Source organism: Caenispirillum bisanense (assembly GCF_900230255.1).
In the GTDB taxonomy this organism is placed as follows: Bacteria; Pseudomonadota; Alphaproteobacteria; order Rhodospirillales; family Rhodospirillaceae; genus Caenispirillum; species Caenispirillum bisanense_A.
On sequence record NZ_OCNJ01000010.1, the window covers coordinates 34,167 to 55,141 of the forward strand.

Consider the following 20,975-nt stretch of genomic DNA (forward strand, 5'->3'; position numbering starts at 1 on the left):
CACGCCGTGGATGCCCGGCTCGGTGGCCGGGCATGACAAGGGGTTGATATACCGAAGAAAAGTGTCATGGCCGGACTTGATCCGGCCATCCACGGCGCCACAGGCGGTGGCCGTGAGCGCCACTCTCCACGGCAGGTGCCGTGCACGCCGTGGATGTCCGGCTCGGAGGTCGGGCACGACAAGCGGTTGATATATCGCCACAAAGTATCATGGCCGGGCATGACGACGTGGGGAAGCGTCGTCGGAAACTGCCGCGGCCGGAGCGGACCCGGACCCGCCCCGCCCGCGGCGGCGCCTCAGCGCGCCTTCACGGCGTTGAGGATCGCCGCCCGGGCCTGCGGCGGCGGTGCGGCCTTGCGTGTGGGGGCCTGCGCCGGCTGCGGCTTCGGCGGGGCGCCTTCGATGGGCAGGGCGAAGCCGCCGCGGGTGGTGCGGAAGATCGCGCGCTGGTACTGGCGGATGAAGTCCAGCGTCTGCTGGTCCGTCGCCATGGCCTTCAACTGGTCGCCGAGTTCGGTCAGGCGGGCCTTCAGCGCCTCGTCGTAGTCGGCACTCGCCGGGTTGGGCAGGGTGCGGCGGAACAGGCTCTCGGCGGGGGCGCGGTTGGTCAGCAGCGTCAGCACGTCGATGCCGATCACCGTCGTCACCCCGTAGGCGATGTGGACGCAGTTGTCGGTCACGCACAGGGCGTCGTGATAGAAGCCGCGCGGCACGTAGAGCAGGTCGCCCGGCTTCAGCACCACCGTCTGCACCACCCGGCCGGCCCGGGCGCGGCGCTGCTCCACCGGGTGGCGGCGGAACAGGGGGTGGTGGATGGGGTTGTCCTCCACCGTCTCGTAGAGGTGCCACTCCTTCTCGCCCTCGCAATGCAGGGCGAAGACGTCGTGGGTGTCGAAGTGGACGTCGAAGGCCTGCGTCTCCTTGCGCGAGCAATAGAGGTTGGCCTGCGCCCGGCCCGCCAGCGCCTCCTCCAGCGCCGCCCCCACGGCACGCATGCCGGCGTCGAAGGTGTCGATGCGGTTGAGCCCGAAGGAGGCGCCGCGACGGATGAGGTCCATCACCTTGGCCGGGTCGGGCTGCAGCGCCTGCTGGTCGCGGCGGTCGGTCACCTGCGTCGAATAGGCCTGCGGCGGGATGGTCTGGGTGTCGTGCTTGAGCACGATGGTCTCCTGCGACCACAGCGCCGTCATGTCGAGCAGGCGGTTCAGGTGGTCCCAGGTCATGACGTCGGCGAACTTGTCGGCGGCGCCCGGAATGTGCAGGGGCTTGCGGCCGTAGTAATCGCGAAAGAACTCCTCCGGCGTCACCGGGGCGATGAGGTCGGCGAAGGTGGCGATGGTCATGGCGGAGCCTCCTGGCGGAACGTCCTCCGTTTGTAGACCGCTGAGCCCGAGCGTCAACCCCCGGTTCCCAAACCCCGGTTCCAACCGGCGGCGCGGGCGGCTACACTGCGCCGCCCAGCCGGTTCCACAGACGGAGTTTCCCCGACCATGGCCAAAGGCCGCAACGCCCTGCACCGCGACCTTCTCGCCCGCATGGAGCAGTGCCCCGATTTCGACAGCCTGAACGATGAGGTGATCCTGCCCTTCGTCACCGCGCTGGAAAAGGTGTGCGCCGATCGCGGCTACCTGCTCAACATCTACGGCACGGCGTCCAACCTGGCCGTCACCGACGAGATTTCCGCCCCGGCGCTCTACGAGATGATCGAAGAGTACCTGGACTCCTCCGACGCGCCGCCGCAGGATGAGGGCGCCTGACGGGGTCTGCCCGCCGGGTGCCGTTGAACGCCGGCCGGCGGCGGCCCATATCCGGGCCACCCCGCCCACCGCGCCCCGACCGCCGCGGTGACCGCCGACACCCGCAGCCCCGCCGCCCAGGCGGGGCCTTGCGCGAACCGACCATGGTGCGATGACGACGACCGATCCCTGCACGACCCCGATCCCGACCGACCTGGTGCCCTACCGCATCACCATCTGCGGCCTGCGGGAGCTGATGATCCACGCGGAAAAGGGGGTGAGCCACGTCGTCACCATCCTCGACCCCAGCCATCCCGACCCCGAGGTCTTCGAGATCTACCCGGCGCACCAGCGCGTGGTGTGGCGCTTCGACGACCACGTGACGCCGGTGGACGGCGCCGTGATGCCCGACGAGCAGACCGTCGACCGCATCCTGGACCTGGGCGAGACCTTCCGCACCACCACGGTCGAGCACCTGCTCATCCACTGCCATGCCGGCGTGTCGCGCTCGACGGCGACGGCCGCCATCCTCATGGCCCAGTTCAACCCCGGCCGCGAGGAGGAGGTGTTCGAGCACATCCGCCGCATCCGCCCGCGCGCCTGGCCCAACAGCCTGCTGGTCACCATGGCCGACGAGAAACTGGGGCGCAACGGCGCCCTGGTCGCCGCCATGGCCAAGCTGCACGACATGACCGCCCGGGACTACCCCGAGCTGGCCGAATACCTGCGCATCCACGGCCGCGCCCACGAGGTCCGCTCGCCCTGACGCAGGCGCTCCCTCCGGTCCGCGGCGCGAAGGAGAGGGCGCCGCCGCAGGTCGGTCTCCACAACTCCCAGGAGAACACCCCATGACCCAGACCCGTGACGTCGTCATCCTCAGCGGCGCCCGCACCGCCATCGGCGACTACGGCGGCAGCCTCAAGGACGTTCCGGCCATCGACCTCGGCGCCCTCGTCATCAAGGAAGCCATCTCGCGCGCCGGCATCGAGGCGACCGAGGTGCAGCACACGGTGCTCGGCAACGTCATCCACGGCGAGCCGCGCGACATGTACATCTCCCGCGTCGCCGCCGTGAAGGCGGGCGTGCCGGTGGAAGCGCCGGCCATGACCCTGAACCGCCTGTGCGGCTCGGGCGTGCAGGCCATCGTCTCGGCCGCCCAGACCATCATGCTGGGCGACGCCGACATCGCCGTCGCCGGCGGCGCCGAAAGCATGAGCCGCAGCGCCTACATGGTGCCCGCCGCCCGCTGGGGCCAGAAGATGGGCAACGTGTCCATGGTCGACTCCATGGTCGGCGCGCTGACCGATCCGTTCGGCCACGGCCACATGGGCATCACCGCCGAGAACGTCGCCGACCGCCTCGGCATCTCGCGCGAGGAGCAGGACGCCTTCGCGGTGGAAAGCCACCGCCGCGCCGCCGCCGCCATCGACGCCGGCTACTTCAAGGACCAGATCGTTCCGGTGGAGATCGCCGGCCGCAAGGGCACGGTGGTGTTCGACACCGACGAACACGTCCGCCGCGACGCCTCCATCGAGGGCATGGCCAAGCTGAAGACGGTGTTCAAGAAGGACGGGTCGGTCACCGCCGGCAACGCCTCGGGCATCAACGACGGCGCCGCCGCCCTGGTGCTGATGGAGGCCGCCGCCGCCGAGGCGCGCGGGCTGAAGCCCATGGGGCGCATCGTCTCCTACGGCCACGCCGGCGTGGCGCCCGAGGTCATGGGCCTCGGCCCGATCCACGCCGTGCCGGTGGCGCTGAAGAAGGCCGGGCTGACCGTCGACGACCTCGACGTCATCGAGAGCAACGAGGCCTTCGCCGCCCAGGCCTGCGCCGTCTCCAAGGAGCTCGGCCTGTCGGCGGCCAAGGTGAACCCCAACGGCGGCGCCGTGGCGCTCGGCCACCCCGTCGGTGCGACGGGCGCCATCATCACCGTGAAGGCGCTGTACGAGCTGCACCGCACGGGCGGCCGCTACGGCCTCGTCACCATGTGCATCGGCGGCGGCCAGGGCATCGCGCTCGTGGTCGAACGCCTGTAACCGCCGGGCCATCCCGGAGCCCATGGTCGGACGTCCCGCCGGACCGCCGCAGCACACCCTGCCCCGCCGCCGCATCTTCACGCGCGGCGGCGGTGGCGGTGCGCGCGGCGGTGGCGGGCGCTCCGGCGGGCTCTGGCGCCGGATCCTGCTGGCCCTGCTGGTGCTGCTGTTCGTGCTGCCGGCGGTGCAGATGGCGCTGCACCGCTTCGTGCCCGTCTGGCTGACGCCGCTGCAGGCGCTGCGCGTCGGCCAGGGCTACGGCCTGACGCGCGACTGGACCGCCATCGAATCCATCAGCCCCGAGCTGATTCGCGCCGTCGTCGCCAGCGAAGACGCCCAGTTCTGCACCCACTGGGGCTTCGACTTCCGCGAGATCCGCCGCGCTTGGCGCGACTATCAGGCGGAAGGCGACATCCGCGGCGCCTCCACCATCTCCATGCAGACGGCCCGCAACGTGTTCCTGTGGCCCGGCCGCGACCCGCTGCGCAAGGCGCAGGAAATCTACCTGACGCCGTGGATGGAGGCCGGCTGGCCGAAGAAGCGGATCCTGGAGGTCTACCTCAACGTCGCCGAGTGGGGCCCGGGCGTCTATGGCGCCGAGGCCGCGGCGCAGCGCTATTTCGGCAAGGCGGCGGCCGACCTGACGCGGCGCGAGGCCTCGCTCATGGCGGCGGTGCTGCCCGGACCCTTGCGCTGGTCGCCGGCCGAGCCGACCGCCTACATCCAGCGCCGCGCCGGCACCATCCGCGCCCGCATCCCCGCCACCCCGGCGCCGGTGGACGGCGATCCCTGCCCGGTGAAGTGACGGGGGCGATTGACCGGCCGCTCGCCCGCCTCATATTCTGCTCATGATCCAGGGCAATCCGTGAGGCATCCGGGATGGCCGCCAGTTTCCTGAGCACCGCCTTCGACGGCGACGGCCGCATCGCGGTCGACGCCGTGACCGACCAGCTGCACCTGACGCGCAAGGAGCTGGCCGTCGCGGCGGGTCTGTCGCGCGATGCCGTGTCCAAGCGCGACCGCCTGCATGCGGCAGCGACGCAGAAGCGCCTGCGCGACGTGGTGGAGATCGTCAATCACGTCCTGCCGTGGGCGGGGTCGGTGCAGCAGGCCTTCGCCTGGTACCGGTCGCAGCCCCTGCCGTCGTTCGGTGACGTGACGGCGGAGGATCTGGTCAAGTCCGGCCGGGCGGAAGACGTGAAGACCTACCTCGACCGCATCGGAAGCGGCGGCTACGCATGAAGCTGGTGACGACGGTCTACCGCGCCCATCACCCGCGGTGGTCCTTCGCGCCGCTGTCGGGAGAGGGAGCGGCCCGCCACGGCGGCCGCTTCAACCCGCCCGGCGTGCCGGCCCTCTACACCGCCCGGCGCATGGAAACGGCGTGGCTGGAGGCGCAGCAGGGGCTCCCCTTCAAGGCCCAGCCCATGACGCTGGTCGCTCACGACGTGGCGTGCGACGACGTGCTCGACCTCACCGATGCCGCCACGCCGGCGGCGGCCGGTGTCGATCCGGCAGACCTGAGCTGCTCGTGGGAGGATCTGGCGCGGCGGGGCGTGGAGCCGCCGTCGTGGCGCCTCGCGCGCCGGCTCCTGGGCGACGGTGTCGCCGCCGTGGTGGTGCCGAGCTTCGCGCCCGGCGCCGACGCGGATCACGTGAACGTCGTGTTCTGGCGTTGGGGGCCGGAGGCGCCCCATGCGGTGCGGGTGATCGACGATCACGGGCGCCTGCCGCACGACGACGCCTCGTGGCGGTGAAGGGCGGGGCGCCAGTTCCGGCACCCGCCGCCCCTCGGCCAGCCTCAGCCCTTGTACAGGCCTTCGTAATCCTGGCGCAGCAGGTTCTTCTGCACCTTGCCCATGGTGTTGCGCGGCAGGTCGGTCACGAAACGGGCCGCCTTCGGCACCTTGTAGTTGGCGAGGTGCTGCTTGACGTGGGCGAGCACGCTCTCTTCCGTCAGGTCGGCGTCGGCCTTCTTCACGATGACGGCCACGCCCACTTCGCCGAAGTCGGGGTGGGGGATGCCGACGACGGCGCTTTCCACCACGCCCGGCAGATCGTCGATGACGCCCTCGATCTCTTTCGGGTAGACGTTGTAGCCGCCCGAGATGATCATGTCCTTGGCGCGGCCGACGATGTAGATGTAGCCGCGGTCGTCCACCTTGCCCTGGTCGCCGGTCTTGAACCAGCCGTCGTCGGTGAACTCTTCCTTCGTCTTTTCGGGCAGCTTCCAGTAGCCCTTCATGACGTTGGCGCCGCGCACCTGGATGGCACCGACCTCGTTGACCGGCAGCGGGCGGTTTTCCTCGTCCACCACGCGCGCCTCCACCCCCGGCAGCGGGAAGCCGACGGAGCCCGGCACGCGGTCGCCCTCGTAGGGGTTGGAGGTGTTCATGCCCGTCTCGGTCATGCCGTAGCGTTCGAGGATCATGTGCCCGGTGCGGGCGCTGAACTCGCGGTGGGTCTCGGCCAGCAGCGGCGCCGAGCCGGAGACGAACAGGCGGATGTTGCGCGTCTGGGTGCGGCCGAACTCGGGCGCCGCCAGCAGGCGGGTGTAGAAGGTGGGCACGCCCATGAAGACGGTGGCCTGCGGCAGCCGCTCCATCACCGTCTCGCGGTTGTAGCCGGGCAGCCAGATCATGCGGGCGCCGGACAGCAGCGTGCAGTGGCAGGCCACGAACAGGCCGTGGGCGTGGAAGATGGGCAGGGCGTGCAGCAGCACGTCGTCGGCGGTGAAGCGCCAGCTCTCCACCAGCGCGAGGCCGTTGGAGCCCAGGTTGCGGTGGGTCAGCATGGCGCCCTTGGGCTTGCCCGTGGTGCCCGAGGTATAGAGCATGGCCGCCAGGTCGTCGGGGTCGCAGGCCACCGTGTCGAAGTCGGCGGAGGCGTTCTCGGCGCGATCGGTGAAGCTGCCCGAGCCGTCGGCGTCCAGGGTGAAGACGTGCGGCGTGCCGTGCTTGTCGGCGATGGCGCGGGCGGTCTTCTCGAAATCGGGGCGGCACAGGAAGGCCGCGGGCTCGGCGTTGCCGACCAGATAGTCGACCTCGTCCTCGCGGTAGGCGGTGTTCATGGGCAGGAACACGAAGCCGCCGCGCAGGCACGCGAGGTAGACGAACAGCGCCTGCGGCGACTTCTCCACCTGCACGGCGACGCGGTCGCCCTTCTTCACCCCCATGTCGGAGAGGAAGCGGGCGTAACGGCCGGCCGCAGCATGGGCGTCGGCGTAGGACCAGCGGGTGCCGTCCTCCGTCTCCAGCAGCGTCTCGTTGGCGTCACGCGGGAAGCGGCTCTCGATCAGCGCATAGAGCGACTGGTCGGCGCCGCTGGCGGGCGTGTGGGAGGGGTCGGCGGTGACGGCGGTCATGGACGGATCCCTGTTGCGGTTCGTGTTCTTGGCCGATTGGAGCGTTTGTATACAAAAACGTTCTCCAATGGATAAACCGAAACCGCACCGGAACGCAAATGTCGCGCCGTCTGCCCCGCGTTCGCGCAGCGCGAGGCAGCAAAAGCAAGGCGTTAGCTATCGCCCCTGCGCGGCGGGGACGGGGCGCGGGGCGTCGCGACCGTCTCGCCGGGCTGCGGCGCCGCCTCGGGCGCCGACTCCGGGCGGGTGTCCGCCCCCTTGCCGGGCGCACCGCGATGGGGCGACAGCACCGCCAGCAGGTGGGCGGGCTTCAGGTTGCGCCACAGGTACACGGCAGTCTCCCTGAAATTTTTGCTGCGGATGCGACTCGTTCGCTTGCTCCGCCTGTGGTTCTGGATTATATCGGAGAAGACGGCGACGGAAAATGAGAATTAGTCGCATAGCGGCGCCGTCGGGTATTCCGGCCACCAGGGGACGGCGACATGTACGTCTGCATCTGCAACGCCCTGACCGACAAGGACTTTACCCGCGCCGCCCAGGCCGGGGCAAAGACCGTAGGCCAGGCTTTCGCCGCCCTCGACGCCCGCCCCCAGTGCGGGCGTTGCTTCGACTGCGCCCGCCAGTGCATCGCCGACGCCCGCCTCGAGATGGCGCAGCGCGACATGCCGATGGCCGCGGAATAGGCCGGTCAGCCGAACAGATCGTCGAGATCCAGGCCCAGGGCATCGGCCAGGGCCTTCGCCGCCGGCAGGGACGGCGTCTTCTTCCCGTTTTCGATTTCACTCAGCATGGCCGGCGACAGCCCCGCAGCGGCGGCCAGTGCCCGCTGGCTGAGGCCGCGTTCCTCGCGCCACAGCAGCACCGCGGACTCGCCCGCCAGCAGACGCCCCACGCGCTCGACGGACAGGGTCGGATCGTCGCGCCGGGCCGCGATGACGGCCCGGTCCTCGGCGTCTGCTTCATGGAGTTGGTATTGTGTTTGATACGGCAAGGGAAGTGCGGCCCCTGGGAGGAAACCCGAACCTATTTGCAGCGGAACGTCACTGCCGACCTATTTCCGAAGTCTTCCATGGATTGCATTGTGTGCCCTGCAAAACCCCTCGCCTTGCAATAGGCCGAGGCGTTTGCGGAAGCTTCCGGCATGTTATTGTTTATGATGCCGGTTCTTACGAAATAGGTCACTGTGTCGTCTGTCCCCGCCGCCATGCGTGGCGCGCAGGCTGAAACCACGATCAGCAGGCCCAATGCAAGCGGTATTCTCATTGCCCCTCCCCTTCACAGTTACCTTGGGAAAGATAAGGCCGTAGGGGGTAGGTGTCATCAGATTGTTGTTCGGCTGCGATCTCTGGTGGATCAGCGGATGGCAGACTTGGCGGCCGTGCATGAAGCGCTTGCTTTCCCGGACCTGTGCCCCGCCCCTCCGTCCTCCGACGTACGCCGGGAGGGTTCGAACCGGCGGCGGAAAGGGGCTATAGTCGCTGCACCGACGGAGAAACCACCGCAAGGAGACCCGACGTGCAGTTGCAGCATCCCTACCTCCTCTTCCTCGGCGATGCAGCCGACGACCTCGCGGCCAAGACCGCGGCCGGGGTCGCCCAGTGGCGGCCGGAGTGGTGCGTCGGCCAGCTGCGGCTGCCGGGCTGCAACACCAGCCTCGACCTGCCCGACATGACCCTGGAAGAGGCGCGCGAGGCCGGCGCCCGCACCCTGGTGGTCGGCGTCGCCAACCGCGGCGGCGTGATTTCCGAGGCCTGGCAGCAGACCTTCCTCGACGCCATCGCCCTCGGCTACGACGTCGCCGCCGGCCTGCACCAGCGGCTGGTCGACATCCCCGCCCTGCGCGCCGCCGCCGACCGCGAGGGCCGGCTGCTGGCCGACGTGCGCCACCCGCGCGACCGCTTCGGCGTCGGCACCGGCGAGCCGCGCACCGGCCGCCGCCTGCTCGCCGTCGGCACCGACTGCTCGGTCGGCAAGATGTACACGACCCTCGCCCTCGAGGCGGAGATGAAGCGCCGCGGCCTGAAGGCCGACTTCCGCGCCACCGGCCAGACGGGCATCTTCATCGCCGGCAGCGGCATTTCCGTCGACGCCGTCATCGCCGACTTCATCTCGGGCGCCGTCGAAACCCTGTGCCCGGCCAACGACGACGACCACTGGGACATCATCGAGGGCCAGGGCTCGCTGTTCCACCCGAGCTTCGCCGGCGTCTCCCTCGGGCTGCTGCACGGCGCCCAGGCCGAGTCGCTGGTGCTCTGCCACGAGCCGGAGCGCCTGCACATGCGCGGCCTGCCCAACCAGGCGCTGCCCGGCTTGCAGGAGTGCATGGACCTCAACCTCGCCTGCGCCCGCCTGACGGTGCCGCAGCCGCGCTTCGTCGGCATCGCCCTCAACACCAAGCGCCTGTCGCCCGAGCAGGCCGAGCGCGTGCTGAAGGAGACCGAGGACCGCTTCGGCCTGCCGACGGTGGACCCGGTGCGCACCGGCGTCGCGCCCATCGTCGACCGGCTGGCGTGAGGGGCGGCATGGTGGTGGATACCCGCCCGCTCGCCCTCACCGTGGCCCACGAAAGCTGGCCCATCACCGGCAGTTTCACCATCGCCCGCGGCTCCAAGACCTCGGCCGAGGTGGTGGTGGTCGGCCTCTCGCGCGGGCCCGAGGGGCCGGGCGGGCGGGGCGAATGCGTGCCCTACCCGCGCTACGGCGAGACGGTGGAAGGCGTCATGGCCGCCATCGAGGCCCTGCGCGGCCGCATCGCCGAGCCCGGGTTCGACCGGGCGGCGCTGCAGGGCGCCATGAAGGCCGGCGCGGCGCGCAATGCGCTGGACTGCGCCCTGTGGGACCTGGAAGCGAAGGAGACCGGCGTCCCCGCGTGGCGGACGGCCGGCGTGCCCGAGCCCAAGCCCCTGGTGACCGCCGAGACCATCGGCATCGGCACCCCCGACGAGATGGCGGCGAAGGCCGCCCGCCTCGCCGCGCGGCCGCTGCTCAAGGTGAAGGTGGGCGCCGACCTGGTGGTCGAGCGGGTGCGGGCGGTGCGCGCGGCGGCCCCGACGGCGCGCATGATCGTCGACGCCAACGAAGGATGGACGCCGGCTCTCATGGAGGCGGTCATGCCGACGCTGGCCGACCTCGCCGTCGACCTGATCGAGCAGCCGCTGCCGGCCGGGCAGGACGACTGGCTGCGCGGCTACACGAGCCCGGTGCCCCTGTGCGCCGACGAAAGCCTGCACACCACCGCCGACGTCGGCGCGCTCGCCGACCGCTACCAGGTGGTCAACATCAAGCTCGACAAGACCGGCGGCCTGACCGAGGCGCTGCGCCTGCGGGCGGCGGCGCGCGAGGCCGGGCTCGGCATCATGGTCGGCTGCATGGTCGGCACGTCGCTCGCCATGGCGCCCGCCGCCCTGGTCGCCCACGACGCCGAGTTCGTCGACCTGGACGGGCCGCTGCTGCTGGCACGGGATCGGCCGGGCGGCATCTCCTTCGACAACGGCACGTTGTTTCCCCCTGCCGCCACGTTGTGGGGCTGAACCCCGCCCCGGCACCCCCGGAATCGCGGGGGCGCCGGGGCATTTTCCTTGCAAAGCGCCGCGCGCCGTTCTATTCCCCTCAAAAGTGGTATGGGGGATTGCGATGCGGGATGAGAGTGTGGATCCCCGCGACCTGAAGTCCGGGACGGCGCGGCGCGGTACGAGTGCGTACTTCGACGGGGCGTTGGCGCGGTTCTCGCGGGAAGTCAGTCGCGCCATCCTGCACGACCTGGCCGTGCCCGGCGCCCATTCGCCGCTGGTTCAGCGCCGCCGCGCCGGCCTCATCGTCTCCCGCGTCCGCTGGGTGGCCGCCGTCTTCGCGGTGCTGACGCCGCTGTGGATCGGCGTCGACCTGTCCATCTTCCCCGAGCCCCTGGCGTGGTGGCTGGCCGGACTGCGCGTCCTGGCCTCGGCGGCCTTCGCCGCGGTGGCGCTCGCCTTCCGCAATACCGAGGACATGAAGGTGGCGAACCTGGCGCTGGGGGCGCTGCTCGCCATTCCGACGGTGTTCTTCCTGATCTCCGACCCGCTGGTGTCGGGCTATCCCATCGAGGGCATGGCCCAGGCGCTGGCGGCGGGTTACGCCTTCCTGCCCTTCGTCATGGTGGCGGGCCTGTCGGTCTTCCCCATCACGGCGCTGGAGGGGGCGGTGTTCTCGGCGCCGCTGGTGCTGGCCACCATCGGCATCGTCGCCGGGGATTTCGAGCTGCTGCCCTTCCGCACCTACCTGGGCGCCCTGTGGCTGCTCGGCCTCATCGCCGTGGTGGCGACGCTGGCCGGCATGAGCCAGCTGCACTTCATGATCCAGCTGGTGAACCAGGCCAGCCACGACGCCCTGACCAAGGTCTATACCCGCCGCGTCGGCGAGGAACTGCTCGACGTGCAGTTCTCCACCGCCATGCGCTCGGGCTCGACCCTGTCGCTCGCCTTCGTCGACCTCGACAACTTCAAGTCGGTGAACGACCGCTACGGTCACGAGGAAGGCGACAACACCCTGCGCAAGGCCACCGACCAGCTGCGCAAGGTGCTGCGCCGCGGCGACATCCTCATCCGCTGGGGCGGCGAGGAGTTCCTGGTGGTCATGCCCGGCACCGACGAGAAGGGCGCCCGCGTCGCCATCGAGCGCCTGCGCGCCGAGGGCCTCGGCCAGCGCCCCGACGGCACCGAGCAGACCGCCTCCATCGGCGTCGCCGAGCGCACCGCCGACAACGCCGCCGACTGGGCCGACCTGGTGGAAAAGGCCGACCAGCGCATGTACGTGGCGAAGAAGAGCGGCAAGGACCGCGTCGTCACCATCGGCGACGAAACCTTCTTCTGATCCGCCGCCGCCCGCCCGTTTTCCTCGGCCGGCCCGCCCCCCGCCCGCGCCCCGTCACACCCGGGGCGGGACGGCGGGGGTACCCTTTTCCCGCCCCGCCTGTTACGATTACCGGCAAGCACGTGTCACCGCTTTGATTCTGCTGAGGAACCCGTGATCGGCGCCAGCCGTTCGCAGGGGAGTCGGAAGCAACGGGACCGCGCGCGCCGTTCGTGCGTGTTCGCCCGCTGCCGCCGCCCAAGGAAAGGCAAAGGGATGAACCGCGCACTGCCCCGGCCGACGGAGCTGGGACTCGTTGCCGTCGTCTTCGATCTGGACGGCGTCATCACGCGCACCGCCCGCCTGCACGCCGCCGCGTGGAAGCAACTCTTCGACGGCTTCCTGGAGGCGCGCGCCCGCCGCACCGGCGAGCCCTTCGTGCCCTTCGACGCGGTCGGCGACTACACCGCCACCGTCGACGGCAAGCCGCGCTACGACGGCGTCGCCTCGTTCCTGCAGTCGCGCGGGATCGACCTGCCGTGGGGCTCGCCCGAGGACGATCCCGACGCCGAGACGGTCTGCGGTCTCGGCAACCGCAAGAACGGCCTGTTTCGCGCGGTGGTGGAGCGCGACGGGGTGGAGGTCTTCCCGGGCGCCGTGCGCTTCCTGGAAGGCTGCCGCGCCGCCGGCATCGCCTGCGCCCTGTGCTCGTCGTCCAAGAACGCCCGCATGATCGTCGACATCGCCGGGCTGACGCACTTCTTCGCCGCCATCGTCGACGGCGTCACCGCCGTCCGCGACGGTATGCCCGGCAAGCCCGCCCCCGACACCTTCATCGCCGCCGCCCGCCAGGTGGGCGCCGATCCCGCCCGTGCCGCCGTGGTGGAGGACGCCGTGGTCGGCGTCGAGGCCGGCCGCGCCGGCGGCTTCGCACTGGTCATCGGCATCGACCGCGGCGCCGGCGTGGCCGCCCTCCTGGAGCACGGCGCCCACGTCGTCGTCTCGGATCTCGGAGAATACGACCGTGTCTGACACCTTCACCCACCGCCGCGTCGCCGACGTGCCGCACGCCCTGGACGACCCGCAGGCCCTCGCCGCCGCATTGGGCGGCCGCACGCCGGCCCTGTTCCTCGACTACGACGGCACCCTGACGCCCATCGTCCCGCGCCCCGAGGACGCGGTGCTGAGCGACGCCGCCCGCGCCGTGGTGCGGCGGGTGGCCGCGGTGCTGCCGGTCGCCGTCGTCTCGGGCCGCGACCGGCCGGACGTGGAGCGGCTGGTGGCCATCGACGGGCTCATCTACGCCGGCAGCCACGGCTTCGACGTCGAGGTGCCGGGCGGCGGCACCCTGGAGAATCCCGTCTCCGGCGATTGGTCGCAGACGCTCGACGCCGCCGAACGGGCGCTGCACGCGGGCCTGGACGCCATCGACGGCGCCCAGGTGGAGCGCAAGAAGTTCTCCATCGCCGCCCACTACCGCCGCATCGCCGACGCCGACTACCCGGCCTTCCGCGCCGTGCTGGACGAGGTGGGAGGCCGCTTCCCCGACCTCAAGGAAAAGCCGGGCAAGAAGGTCTTCGAGCTGCAGCCCGCCATCGACTGGCACAAGGGCAAGTGCGTGCTGTGGCTGTTGCAGGCGCTGGACCTGGACCGGCCGGACGTGGCGCCGCTGTTCCTCGGCGACGACGTGACCGACGAGGACGCCTTCCGCGCCTTGCAGACCGTCGACGGCGGCCTCGGCATCCTGTGCGCCGACCCGGCGGAGGACCCGGCGCGCGAGACCGCCGCCGCTTTCCGCGTCGACGACCCCGACCAGATCCTGACGCTGCTGGCCCGCCTCGCCGGGCTGGCGGAGGCGGGCGGCGAGGAGGACGCGCCATGACCGGCCGCACCGCCACCCACTCCGCCGTCCAGTCCGCCGACGGCTGGACGCTCGCCTACGACGCCTTCGTGCCCGAACAACAGGGCCTGCGCGAGGCGCTGTGCGCCCTCGGCAACGGCTATTGCGTCAGCCGCGGCGCCTTTCCCTGGGCGCATGCCGACGAGGTGCACTATCCCGGCACCTACCTCGCCGGCGGCTACAACCGCCTGACGACCGAGATCGCCGGCCGCGGCATCGTCAACGAGGATCTGGTCAACCTGCCCGACTGGACCACCATCGGCTTTCGTCCCGACGGCGGCGACTGGTTCACGCTGGCCGCCTGCGAGGTGCTGTCGTTCCGGCAGGAGCTGGACCTGCGCGGGGGCGTGCTCACCCTCTGCGTCGGCGTGCGCGACCGCGACGGCCGCGAGACCGAAGTGGCGGCGCGCCGCTTCGTCCACATGGAATACCCGCACCTCATGGCGCAGGAGCTGTCGGTGCGGCCGAAGAACTGGTCGGGCGGCGTCGAGATCCGCTCCACCCTGGACGGCCGCGTCATCAACGCCGGCGTCAAGCGCTACGCCAGCCTCGCCAGCACGCACCTGGACCTGATCGACGCCGCGGCCTGCACCGGCGAGGTCTGCGGCGACGAGATGATGACCCTGGTCACCGCCTTCACCCAGAGCCGCCAGCGCATCGGCCAGGCGGCGCGCACCCGGCTGGTGCGCGGCGGCCAGCGGCTGAAGATCCCCGGCCGCATCGCCGCCGCCGAGGGCTGCGTCACCCACTCCTTCCACCTGGAGGTGGGGCCCGACGCGCCGGTGACGGTGGAGAAGGTGGCCGCGCTCCACACCGGGCGCGACGTCGCCATCTCCGAGCCTGGCCTGGCGGCGCGCGAGGCGGTGGACTGCGCCCCCGTTCTCGGCGACCTGGAGGCCACCCACCGGCGGGCGTGGGAACGGCTGTGGCGGCGCAGCGACATCACCGTCAACGGCGATGCCCGCACGCAGATGATCCTGCGGCTGCACGTCTTCCACCTGTTGCAGACCCTGTCGCCCAATACGGTCGACCTCGACGTCGGCGTGCCGGCGCGCGGCTGGCACGGCGAGGCCTATCGCGGCCATGTGTTCTGGGACGAGCTGTTCATCCTGCCGTTCCTCAAGTTCCGCCTGCCGGCCATCGCCAAGGCCATGATCCGCTACCGCCACCACCGCCTCGGCAAGGCGCGGGCGGCGGCGCAGGCGGCGGGCCTGCGCGGCGCCATGTTCCCGTGGCAGTCGGGCAGCGACGGGCGGGAGGAAAGCCAGGTGGTCCACCTCAACCCTCGCTCGGGGCGCTGGGTGCCCGACTTCACGTGGCAGCAGCGGCACGTGTCGCTGGCGGTCGCCTACAACGCCTGGACCCACTACACCGCCACCGGCGACCGCGCCTTCCTGGAAAGCCGCGGCGCCGAGCTGATCCTGGAGATCGCCCGCTTCTTCGCCAGCATCACCCACTACAACCCGACGCGCGAGCGCTACGAGATCCACCGGGTCATGGGGCCGGACGAGTACCACGACGCCTATCCCGACGCCGAGGAACCGGGGCTGAACAACAACGCCTATACCAACGTCTTCACCGCCTGGCTCATGGCGACGACCGAGACGCTGCTGGCCGAGATCGACCCCGAAAGCCGCGCCGAGTTGTGCGCCAAGCTGCAGATCACGCCGGAGGAGACGGCGCAGTGGGCCGACATGGGCCGGCGCATGTTCGTGCCCTTCCACGACGACGGCATCCTCAGCCAGTTCGAGGGTTACGAGCGGCTGAAGGAATTCGACTGGGAGGGCTACCGCGCCCGCTACGGCGACATCCACCGCCTCGACCGCATCCTGGAGGCCGAGGGCGACAGCGCCAACCGCTACAAGCTGTCCAAGCAGGCCGACGTGCTGATGCTGTTCTACCTGTTCCCGGAGCGGGTGCTGGAAGGCCTGCTGGCGCGCCTCGGCTACGACTTCGGGCCGGAGCAGTGGCAGCGCACCATCGACTACTACCTCGCCCGCACCAGCCACGGCTCCACCCTGTCCTACCTGGTGCACACCTGGGTCATGGCGCGCAGCCGGCCCGAACAGGCGTGGGAGCTGTTCCGCACCGCGCTCGAAAGCGACGTGTCCGACATCCAGGGCGGCACCACGGCGGAAGGCATCCACCTTGGCGCCATGGCGGGCACGGTGGACCTGGTGCAGCGCTGCTTCACGGGCCTCGACGTGCACGACGGGGCGCTCTGCCTCGACCCGGTCATGCCGCACCACCTGCGCGACGTCTCGCTGCGCGTGCGCTTTCGCGAGAAGTGGCTGCAGGTGGCCGTGGTGGGAGACACGCTCACCCTTTCCGCCGCCCCCGACTGGACCGAGCCCCTGCGGGTGCGGGTGGCCGGCGAGGCGGCGTCCCTCAACGCCGGTGAGAGCCGCGCGTTCACCTTGCGGCAGCCGCCGGCCTCGCCGTCCGGCGCGTGACCGCACAAGACCAAGGAGAACGACCCGTGTCGAGACTGGTGGTGGTATCCAATCGCGTGGCGGTGCCCGACGACGGCCCGGCCAGGGCGGGCGGCCTCGCCGTCGCCCTGCGCGAGGCCCTGCAGGAAAACGGCGGCATCTGGTTCGGCTGGAGCGGCAAGACGGCGGTCCGCCCGGCCGAGGAGCCCGCCGTCACCGAGGCGCCGCCGGTGACCTACGCCACCCTCGACCTGTCGCGCTGCGACCATCAGGAATACTACAACGGCTTCGCCAACCGCACCCTGTGGCCGCTGTTCCACTACCGCCTCGACCTCGCCGACTTCAACCGGCAGGACTACACCGGCTACCTGCGCGTCAACACCCACTTCGCCGAAAAGCTGCAGCCGCTGCTGCGCGCCACCGACGACATCTGGGTGCACGACTACCACCTGATCCCCTTCGCCAGCGAACTGCGGCGCCTGGGTGTGGCCAACCGCATCGGCTTCTTCCTGCACACCCCCTTCCCGGCCATGGAGGTCTTCCTGGCGCTGCCGAGCCACGAGCGGCTGGCGCGGTCGCTGTGCGCCTACGACGTGGTCGGCTTCCAGACCATGAACGACCTGCGCGCCTTCCAGGACTACATCGTCCACGAGCAGGGCGGCGAGTTTCTGGGCGACAACATGCTGCGCGCCTTCGGCCGCACCCTGCGCGCCGAGGTCTACCCCATCGGCATCGAGGTGGAGGCCATGCAGCGCACCGCCGCCCACGCCATGCAGGAACCGGCGGTGCGGCGCCTCATCAAGCACATGGGCGAGCGGCGGCTGATGATCGGCGTCGACCGTCTCGACTACTCCAAGGGCATCCCCGAGCGGTTCCGGTCCTTCGAGCGCTTCCTCGAGAAGTTCCCGTCGCACCAGGGCAGCGTGTCGCTCATGCAGATCGCGCCGGTCTCGCGCGGCGAAGTGCCGGAGTACAAGGCCATCCGGTCGGAGCTGGAACACCTCGCCGGGCACATCAACGGCGTCTACGGCGAACTGGACTGGATGCCCATCCGCTACCTCAACAAGGGCTTCCCGCGCGAGACCCTGACCGGCTTCTACCGCGCCTGCCGGGTCGGCGTGGTCACCCCTTTGCGCGACGGCATGAACCTGGTCGCCAAGGAATACGTGGCGAGCCAGAACCCGCACGAGCCCGGCGTGCTGGTGCTGTCGCGCTTCGCCGGCGCGGCGCGCGAACTGGACGCCGCCGTGCTGGTCAACCCCTTCGACCACGAGAACGTCGCCGACGCGCTCAACCGGGCGCTCGCCATGTCGCTGGAGGAACGCACCGAGCGGTGGGAGGCCATGATGCAGAAGGTGCACGACAGTTCCCTCGACAAATGGCGCGAACGCTTCCTGTCGGTGCTGCGCGCCGTGCCCGAGGGCGGGTATGGTGCTGCGTGACGCCTTCCACCGCCTGACGGAGCCGCCATGGTGCCGCCGCTCGTTACCCTCGCCCCTTCCGCCGACGGCACCGCTGCCGCCGCCGGCCCCGGCCTGATCGCCGACATCGGCGGCACCAACGCCCGCTTCGCGCTGGTCGGGCCGGACGGGGTGGCGCACGACTCGCGCACCCTCCTGTGCGCCGACTACGAGGGACCGACGGCGGCGGCGCGGGCCTATCTGGCCGAGGTGCGCCCGCCGGCGGCGCCGGTGCGGGGCGCCTTCTGCGTCGCCTGCCCGGTCACCGGCGACGCGGTGGCGCTGACCAACAACCCGTGGCGCTTTTCCGTAGAGGCGACCCGGCAGGCGTTGGGGCTCGACCGCCTGACCGTGGTCAACGACTTCGTCGCCAATGCGCTCGCCGTGCCGCTGCTGACCGATGCCGACCGCGTGCGGGTGGGCGGCGGCGCGTCGGTGCCCGGCATGCCGGTGGCGGTGCTCGGTCCCGGCACCGGGCTCGGCGTGGCCTTGCTGGTGCCGACGGGAGACGGGCGTGTGGTACCCGTCGCCACCGAGGGCGGCCACGTCACCATGCCCGCCACCGACGCCCGCGAGGCGGCGGTGCTGGAGCGCCTCGCCCGTCGCTTCGACCACGTCTCGGCGGAACGGGTGATTTCCGGCGCCGGGCTGGTGAACCTCTACCAGGCGCTGTGCGGCGTCGAGGGCGTGGAACCGGCCGCCGGCGAGGCGGCGGAGATCGGCCGCCGCGCGCTCGACGGCGAGGACGACGTCTGCCTGCGGGCGCTGCACCTCATGTTCGGCATGCTGGGCACGGTGGCCGGCAATCTGGCGCTGTCGTCGGGCGCGCTGGGCGGCGTGACCATCATGGGCGGCATCGTGCCGCGCTACCTGGACCTGTTTCGCGCCAGCCCCTTCCGCGCCAAGTTCGAGGCCAAGGGGCGCTTCCGCGACTACCTGGCGGCCATCCCGGTCGACGTCGTGACCCACCGCTACCCGGCCTTCGTGGGCCTCGCGGGGCTGGTGGTCTAGGCGACGTCCCGGCCGTTCGGCCGGCGGCCGCTACGGGCCGCTGATGCGGCGGAAGTCCTGCGTCGCTTCCACCAGGGCGCGGCGGATGCCCGGCTCCAGGGCGGAGTGCCCGGCGTCGGGCACCACCACGTAGCGGCAGTCGGGCAGGGCGCGGGCGACGGCGTCGGCGGTGGCGATGGGGCACACCATGTCGTAGCGGCCCTGGACGATGGTCACCGGCAGGTCGCGCAGGCGCGGCAGTCCGGCCATGAGCTGGCCGGGGTCGAGGAAGCCGCGGTTGATCATGTAGTGGGCCTCCAGCCGCGCCAGGGCGAGCGCCGGTTCCGGCCGCCCGGACGAGGCGGCGGGCGCGGCGCCGGGATCGGCGGCGGCGAGGCTGCGCGTCGGGATCAGGCGCGAGCACGATTCCTCGTAGGCCGACCACACCCGCGCCGCCGGCCCGTGCACCGCCGGATCGGGATCGGCGAGGCGGCGGTAGTAGGCGCCGAGCAGATCGCAGCGTTCCTCCTCGGGCAGGAAGCCGGCGAAGGCGCGGGCGGCTTCCGGGAAGAAGCGGCCCATGCCGTGCAGGAACCAGTCGATCTCGGGGTCGCTGCACAGGAAGATGCCGCGCAGGATGAGGCCGAGGCAGCGCTCCGGGTGCGCCTCGGCATAGGCGAGCGCCAGCGTCGAGCCCCACGAGCCGCCGAACACCAGCCAGCGGTCGACGCCCAGGTGGGTGCGCAGGGCCTCGATGTCCTCCACCAGATGCCCGGTGGTGTTGTTGCGCAGGTCGGCGAAGGGGGTGGAGCGGCCGCTGCCGCGCTGGTCGAACAGCACGATGCGGTAGAACGTCGGGTCGAAGAAGCGGCGGAACTGCGGCCCGACGCCGCCGCCCGGTCCGCCGTGCAGGAACACCACCGGCACGCCGTCGGGATTGCCGCTCTCCTCCCAGTACAGGCGGTGGACGGCATCCACGGCCAGATGCCCGGAGGCGCGGGCTTCGACGGGCGGGAACAGGCTGTCTTCGGCGGCGGCGGCTGAGCGCACGATGGCGGTGTCCTTGCTCACGGATCCTCCTGCCCCGGGCGGACGAGGGCCGGGTCGGCCGTCAGCTGCTCGGGATGGGTGACTTCGATCATGGGGCCGTTGCGGGAGCGAATCCAGCCCCTTACGAGGAGTTCCCGACCTTCCAGCGCGGCAAGGTCGAGGCCCGCCGCCTGGAACGACCGGCGGGCGGCGGAGTCGAGGCTGACGGTGAAATCCGTCCGCCAGTCGGCTCCGAAGTTGAGGTAGGTCGTTCCGCGCACCTCCGCCACGTCGCGCACCACGCCGCGCACCAGTTGGAAGCCGCCCTCGGCGTCGGCGTCCTCCGGCAGGCGCCCGGCGTCGCGGACGCGGTAGTGGGGCAGCGCCCAGAGGCCGCGGCGGGCGGCGCGGGCCTCGGCCTCGGCGGCCATAAGGTCGGCTGCGAGGCGGCGGTTGTCGGGGAAGGTGTAGACGCGCGCCATTCCCCGGCGCAGCAGTTCGCCCTGCACCCACAGGCCGTCGTCGGCGCGGAACAGGTGGGCGAGCACGCGGCCGTGGCGGTCGCGGCCCGTCTCGCCGGGGCGCACGGCGACGACGCGACCGCCGATCAGCTCTTCCACCACCGCCTTGGCCTCGGGCGCCAGCGGCCATTCCGGGAAGTTGGGCCGGCCGAGCGGCAGCTTGGGCGCCTGGATGCCGACGAAGCGCACCTCGCGCCCGTCGTCGAGTACCACCGTGTCGCCGTCGATCACCTCGGTCACCCGCCCCTGGCCGGCCTCGGCGAGGGCGGTGCCGAGATCGTCGAGCTCCGTCGCCTGCGCCGGCGCGGCCAGCAGGGCCAGCGCGAGGAGCAGCGCCTTGATCGAGCCCCAATCCGCCCGTACCATGCGGATCGTCCGGAATTTCAAAGGGATCGGCAGTGTCATGCGCGCGGTTTTCGTGATGATCAAATGCGAACTCGGCAAGGCCTATCAGGTCGCCGACCAGGCCGTCGAGGACATCGAGCAGATTTCCGAGATCTATTCCACCTCCGGCCAGTACGACCTGCTCGCCAAGTTCTACGTCGACGACGACGTCGACGTCGGCCGCTTCGTGACAGAGAAGGTGCAGACGCTGACCGGCGTCAAGGATACCTTCACGCTCATCACTTTCAACGCCTTCACGCCCGACAAGAGCCCGGGCGGCACGCGCATCGCGTGAC

Annotated in this window: 22 protein-coding genes; 16 read left to right on the forward strand and 6 right to left on the reverse strand. The window is 71.0% G+C overall.

Features of this window, described 5'->3' with window-relative positions; translation table 11 throughout:
• Positions 1–296: 296 nt before the first annotated feature.
• The gene (locus CRP50_RS19565; protein WP_097280878.1) at positions 297–1,343 is read right to left on the reverse strand and encodes a cupin domain-containing protein; all 1,047 of its coding nucleotides are present in this window, start codon (positions 1,341–1,343) and stop codon (positions 297–299) included.
• Between the two features lie 147 nt (positions 1,344–1,490).
• Between CRP50_RS19565 and CRP50_RS19570 the strand changes: the two genes are divergently transcribed.
• The 6 genes from CRP50_RS19570 (at position 1,491) to CRP50_RS19595 (ending at position 5,529) form a co-directional block, all read left to right on the forward strand.
• Positions 1,491–1,757 carry a hypothetical protein gene (locus CRP50_RS19570; protein WP_097280879.1) on the forward strand — a complete coding sequence of 89 codons (267 nt, stop codon included), beginning with the start codon at positions 1,491–1,493 and terminating at the stop codon, positions 1,755–1,757.
• 151 nt (positions 1,758–1,908) lie between these two features.
• Entirely contained in the window at positions 1,909–2,502 is a 594-nt protein-coding gene (locus CRP50_RS19575; RefSeq protein ID WP_097280880.1) for a tyrosine phosphatase family protein, read from the forward strand.
• Between the two features lie 82 nt (positions 2,503–2,584).
• The gene (locus tag CRP50_RS19580) at positions 2,585–3,772 is read left to right on the forward strand and encodes an acetyl-CoA C-acyltransferase family protein (protein ID WP_097280881.1); all 1,188 of its coding nucleotides are present in this window, start codon (positions 2,585–2,587) and stop codon (positions 3,770–3,772) included.
• Positions 3,773–3,794: 22 nt separating this feature from the next.
• Complete coding sequence (gene mtgA / locus CRP50_RS19585) at positions 3,795–4,577, forward strand: monofunctional biosynthetic peptidoglycan transglycosylase (protein ID WP_097280882.1); 783 nt, start codon at positions 3,795–3,797, stop codon at positions 4,575–4,577.
• A gap of 74 nt (positions 4,578–4,651) precedes the next feature.
• Complete coding sequence (locus CRP50_RS19590; RefSeq protein ID WP_097280883.1) at positions 4,652–5,014, forward strand: antitoxin Xre/MbcA/ParS toxin-binding domain-containing protein; 363 nt, start codon at positions 4,652–4,654, stop codon at positions 5,012–5,014.
• The gene (locus CRP50_RS19595) at positions 5,011–5,529 is read left to right on the forward strand and encodes an RES family NAD+ phosphorylase (RefSeq protein WP_097280884.1); all 519 of its coding nucleotides are present in this window, start codon (positions 5,011–5,013) and stop codon (positions 5,527–5,529) included. Before CRP50_RS19590 ends, CRP50_RS19595 begins: the two co-directional genes overlap by 4 nt.
• 44 nt (positions 5,530–5,573) lie before the next feature.
• Here CRP50_RS19595 and CRP50_RS19600 read toward each other — a convergent pair whose 3' ends face one another.
• Entirely contained in the window at positions 5,574–7,136 is a 1,563-nt protein-coding gene (locus CRP50_RS19600; RefSeq protein WP_097280885.1) for a malonate--CoA ligase, read from the reverse strand.
• Between the two features lie 152 nt (positions 7,137–7,288).
• Positions 7,289–7,468 carry a hypothetical protein gene (locus tag CRP50_RS19605; RefSeq protein ID WP_097280886.1) on the reverse strand — a complete coding sequence of 60 codons (180 nt, stop codon included), beginning with the start codon at positions 7,466–7,468 and terminating at the stop codon, positions 7,289–7,291.
• 150 nt (positions 7,469–7,618) lie between these two features.
• Here CRP50_RS19605 and CRP50_RS19610 point away from each other — a divergent pair, with 150 nt between their 5' ends.
• Positions 7,619–7,819 (forward strand): bacterioferritin-associated ferredoxin, encoded by a 201-nt coding sequence (locus CRP50_RS19610; protein ID WP_097280887.1) that lies wholly within the window; start codon positions 7,619–7,621, stop codon positions 7,817–7,819.
• Positions 7,820–7,824: 5 nt separating this feature from the next.
• Here the strand turns inward: CRP50_RS19610 and CRP50_RS19615 are convergent, their stop codons facing one another.
• On the reverse strand, positions 7,825–8,127 hold the full coding sequence (locus tag CRP50_RS19615; RefSeq protein ID WP_097280888.1) for a helix-turn-helix domain-containing protein: 303 nt from the start codon (positions 8,125–8,127) through the stop codon (positions 7,825–7,827).
• 524 nt (positions 8,128–8,651) lie between these two features.
• Between CRP50_RS19615 and dgcN the strand changes: the two genes are divergently transcribed.
• The 8 genes from dgcN to glk all read left to right on the forward strand — a co-directional run bounded on the left by dgcN (position 8,652) and on the right by glk (position 18,766).
• Positions 8,652–9,650: an N-acetyltransferase DgcN gene (dgcN, locus tag CRP50_RS19620; protein WP_097280889.1), complete on the forward strand. Its 999-nt coding sequence runs from the start codon at positions 8,652–8,654 to the stop codon at positions 9,648–9,650.
• An 8-nt stretch (positions 9,651–9,658) separates the two neighbouring features.
• Positions 9,659–10,666, forward strand: coding sequence for an N-acetyl-D-Glu racemase DgcA (gene dgcA, locus CRP50_RS19625; RefSeq protein ID WP_097280890.1), 1,008 nt, complete (start codon positions 9,659–9,661; stop codon positions 10,664–10,666).
• A gap of 118 nt (positions 10,667–10,784) precedes the next feature.
• A complete protein-coding gene (locus tag CRP50_RS19630) occupies positions 10,785–11,984 on the forward strand; it encodes a sensor domain-containing diguanylate cyclase (RefSeq protein ID WP_245913550.1) in 1,200 nt (399 codons plus the stop codon).
• A 255-nt stretch (positions 11,985–12,239) separates the two neighbouring features.
• A complete protein-coding gene (locus tag CRP50_RS19635) occupies positions 12,240–12,995 on the forward strand; it encodes a beta-phosphoglucomutase family hydrolase (protein WP_097280892.1) in 756 nt (251 codons plus the stop codon).
• Positions 12,988–13,845, forward strand: coding sequence for a trehalose-phosphatase (otsB, locus tag CRP50_RS19640; protein WP_097280893.1), 858 nt, complete (start codon positions 12,988–12,990; stop codon positions 13,843–13,845). Before CRP50_RS19635 ends, otsB begins: the two co-directional genes overlap by 8 nt.
• Positions 13,842–16,316 carry a glycoside hydrolase family 65 protein gene (locus CRP50_RS19645; RefSeq protein ID WP_097280894.1) on the forward strand — a complete coding sequence of 825 codons (2,475 nt, stop codon included), beginning with the start codon at positions 13,842–13,844 and terminating at the stop codon, positions 16,314–16,316. The genes otsB and CRP50_RS19645 overlap by 4 nt, the downstream gene beginning before the upstream one ends.
• A 26-nt stretch (positions 16,317–16,342) precedes the next feature.
• Positions 16,343–17,737: an alpha,alpha-trehalose-phosphate synthase (UDP-forming) gene (gene otsA, locus CRP50_RS19650; protein WP_097280895.1), complete on the forward strand. Its 1,395-nt coding sequence runs from the start codon at positions 16,343–16,345 to the stop codon at positions 17,735–17,737.
• Between the two features lie 27 nt (positions 17,738–17,764).
• Entirely contained in the window at positions 17,765–18,766 is a 1,002-nt protein-coding gene (gene glk / locus CRP50_RS19655; RefSeq protein WP_097280896.1) for a glucokinase, read from the forward strand.
• A gap of 30 nt (positions 18,767–18,796) precedes the next feature.
• On the opposite strand, the gene pip is transcribed toward glk, so the two are convergent.
• Both pip and CRP50_RS19665 read right to left on the reverse strand, forming a co-directional pair.
• Positions 18,797–19,816, reverse strand: a complete 1,020-nt coding sequence (pip, locus tag CRP50_RS19660) for a prolyl aminopeptidase (protein ID WP_097280897.1) — start codon at positions 19,814–19,816, stop codon at positions 18,797–18,799.
• Positions 19,813–20,661, reverse strand: coding sequence for a thermonuclease family protein (locus CRP50_RS19665; RefSeq protein ID WP_097280898.1), 849 nt, complete (start codon positions 20,659–20,661; stop codon positions 19,813–19,815). The genes pip and CRP50_RS19665 overlap by 4 nt, the downstream gene beginning before the upstream one ends.
• A 37-nt stretch (positions 20,662–20,698) precedes the next feature.
• Between CRP50_RS19665 and CRP50_RS19670 the strand changes: the two genes are divergently transcribed.
• A complete protein-coding gene (locus CRP50_RS19670) occupies positions 20,699–20,974 on the forward strand; it encodes an Lrp/AsnC family transcriptional regulator (RefSeq protein ID WP_097280899.1) in 276 nt (91 codons plus the stop codon).
• Position 20,975: the final 1 nt, after the last annotated feature.

Bases quoted from the DNA above. Each gene is read 5' to 3' on its own strand.
- CRP50_RS19580 (WP_097280881.1), top strand. From the start codon at position 2,585: ATGACCCAGACCCGTGACGTCGTCATCCTCAGCGGCGCCCGCACCGCC.
- CRP50_RS19670 (WP_097280899.1), top strand. From the start codon at position 20,699: ATGCGCGCGGTTTTCGTGATGATCAAATGCGAACTCGGCAAGGCCTAT.
- glk (WP_097280896.1), top strand. From the start codon at position 17,765: ATGGTGCCGCCGCTCGTTACCCTCGCCCCTTCCGCCGACGGCACCGCT.
- CRP50_RS19645 (WP_097280894.1), top strand. From the start codon at position 13,842: ATGACCGGCCGCACCGCCACCCACTCCGCCGTCCAGTCCGCCGACGGC.
- CRP50_RS19590 (WP_097280883.1), top strand. From the start codon at position 4,652: ATGGCCGCCAGTTTCCTGAGCACCGCCTTCGACGGCGACGGCCGCATC.
- CRP50_RS19600 (WP_097280885.1), bottom strand. From the start codon at position 7,136: ATGACCGCCGTCACCGCCGACCCCTCCCACACGCCCGCCAGCGGCGCC.
- CRP50_RS19635 (WP_097280892.1), top strand. From the start codon at position 12,240: ATGAACCGCGCACTGCCCCGGCCGACGGAGCTGGGACTCGTTGCCGTC.
- mtgA (WP_097280882.1), top strand. From the start codon at position 3,795: ATGGTCGGACGTCCCGCCGGACCGCCGCAGCACACCCTGCCCCGCCGC.
- CRP50_RS19565 (WP_097280878.1), bottom strand. From the start codon at position 1,343: ATGACCATCGCCACCTTCGCCGACCTCATCGCCCCGGTGACGCCGGAG.
- CRP50_RS19610 (WP_097280887.1), top strand. From the start codon at position 7,619: ATGTACGTCTGCATCTGCAACGCCCTGACCGACAAGGACTTTACCCGC.
- CRP50_RS19665 (WP_097280898.1), bottom strand. From the start codon at position 20,661: ATGGTACGGGCGGATTGGGGCTCGATCAAGGCGCTGCTCCTCGCGCTG.
- CRP50_RS19595 (WP_097280884.1), top strand. From the start codon at position 5,011: ATGAAGCTGGTGACGACGGTCTACCGCGCCCATCACCCGCGGTGGTCC.
- CRP50_RS19570 (WP_097280879.1), top strand. From the start codon at position 1,491: ATGGCCAAAGGCCGCAACGCCCTGCACCGCGACCTTCTCGCCCGCATG.
- dgcA (WP_097280890.1), top strand. From the start codon at position 9,659: ATGGTGGTGGATACCCGCCCGCTCGCCCTCACCGTGGCCCACGAAAGC.
- CRP50_RS19575 (WP_097280880.1), top strand. From the start codon at position 1,909: ATGACGACGACCGATCCCTGCACGACCCCGATCCCGACCGACCTGGTG.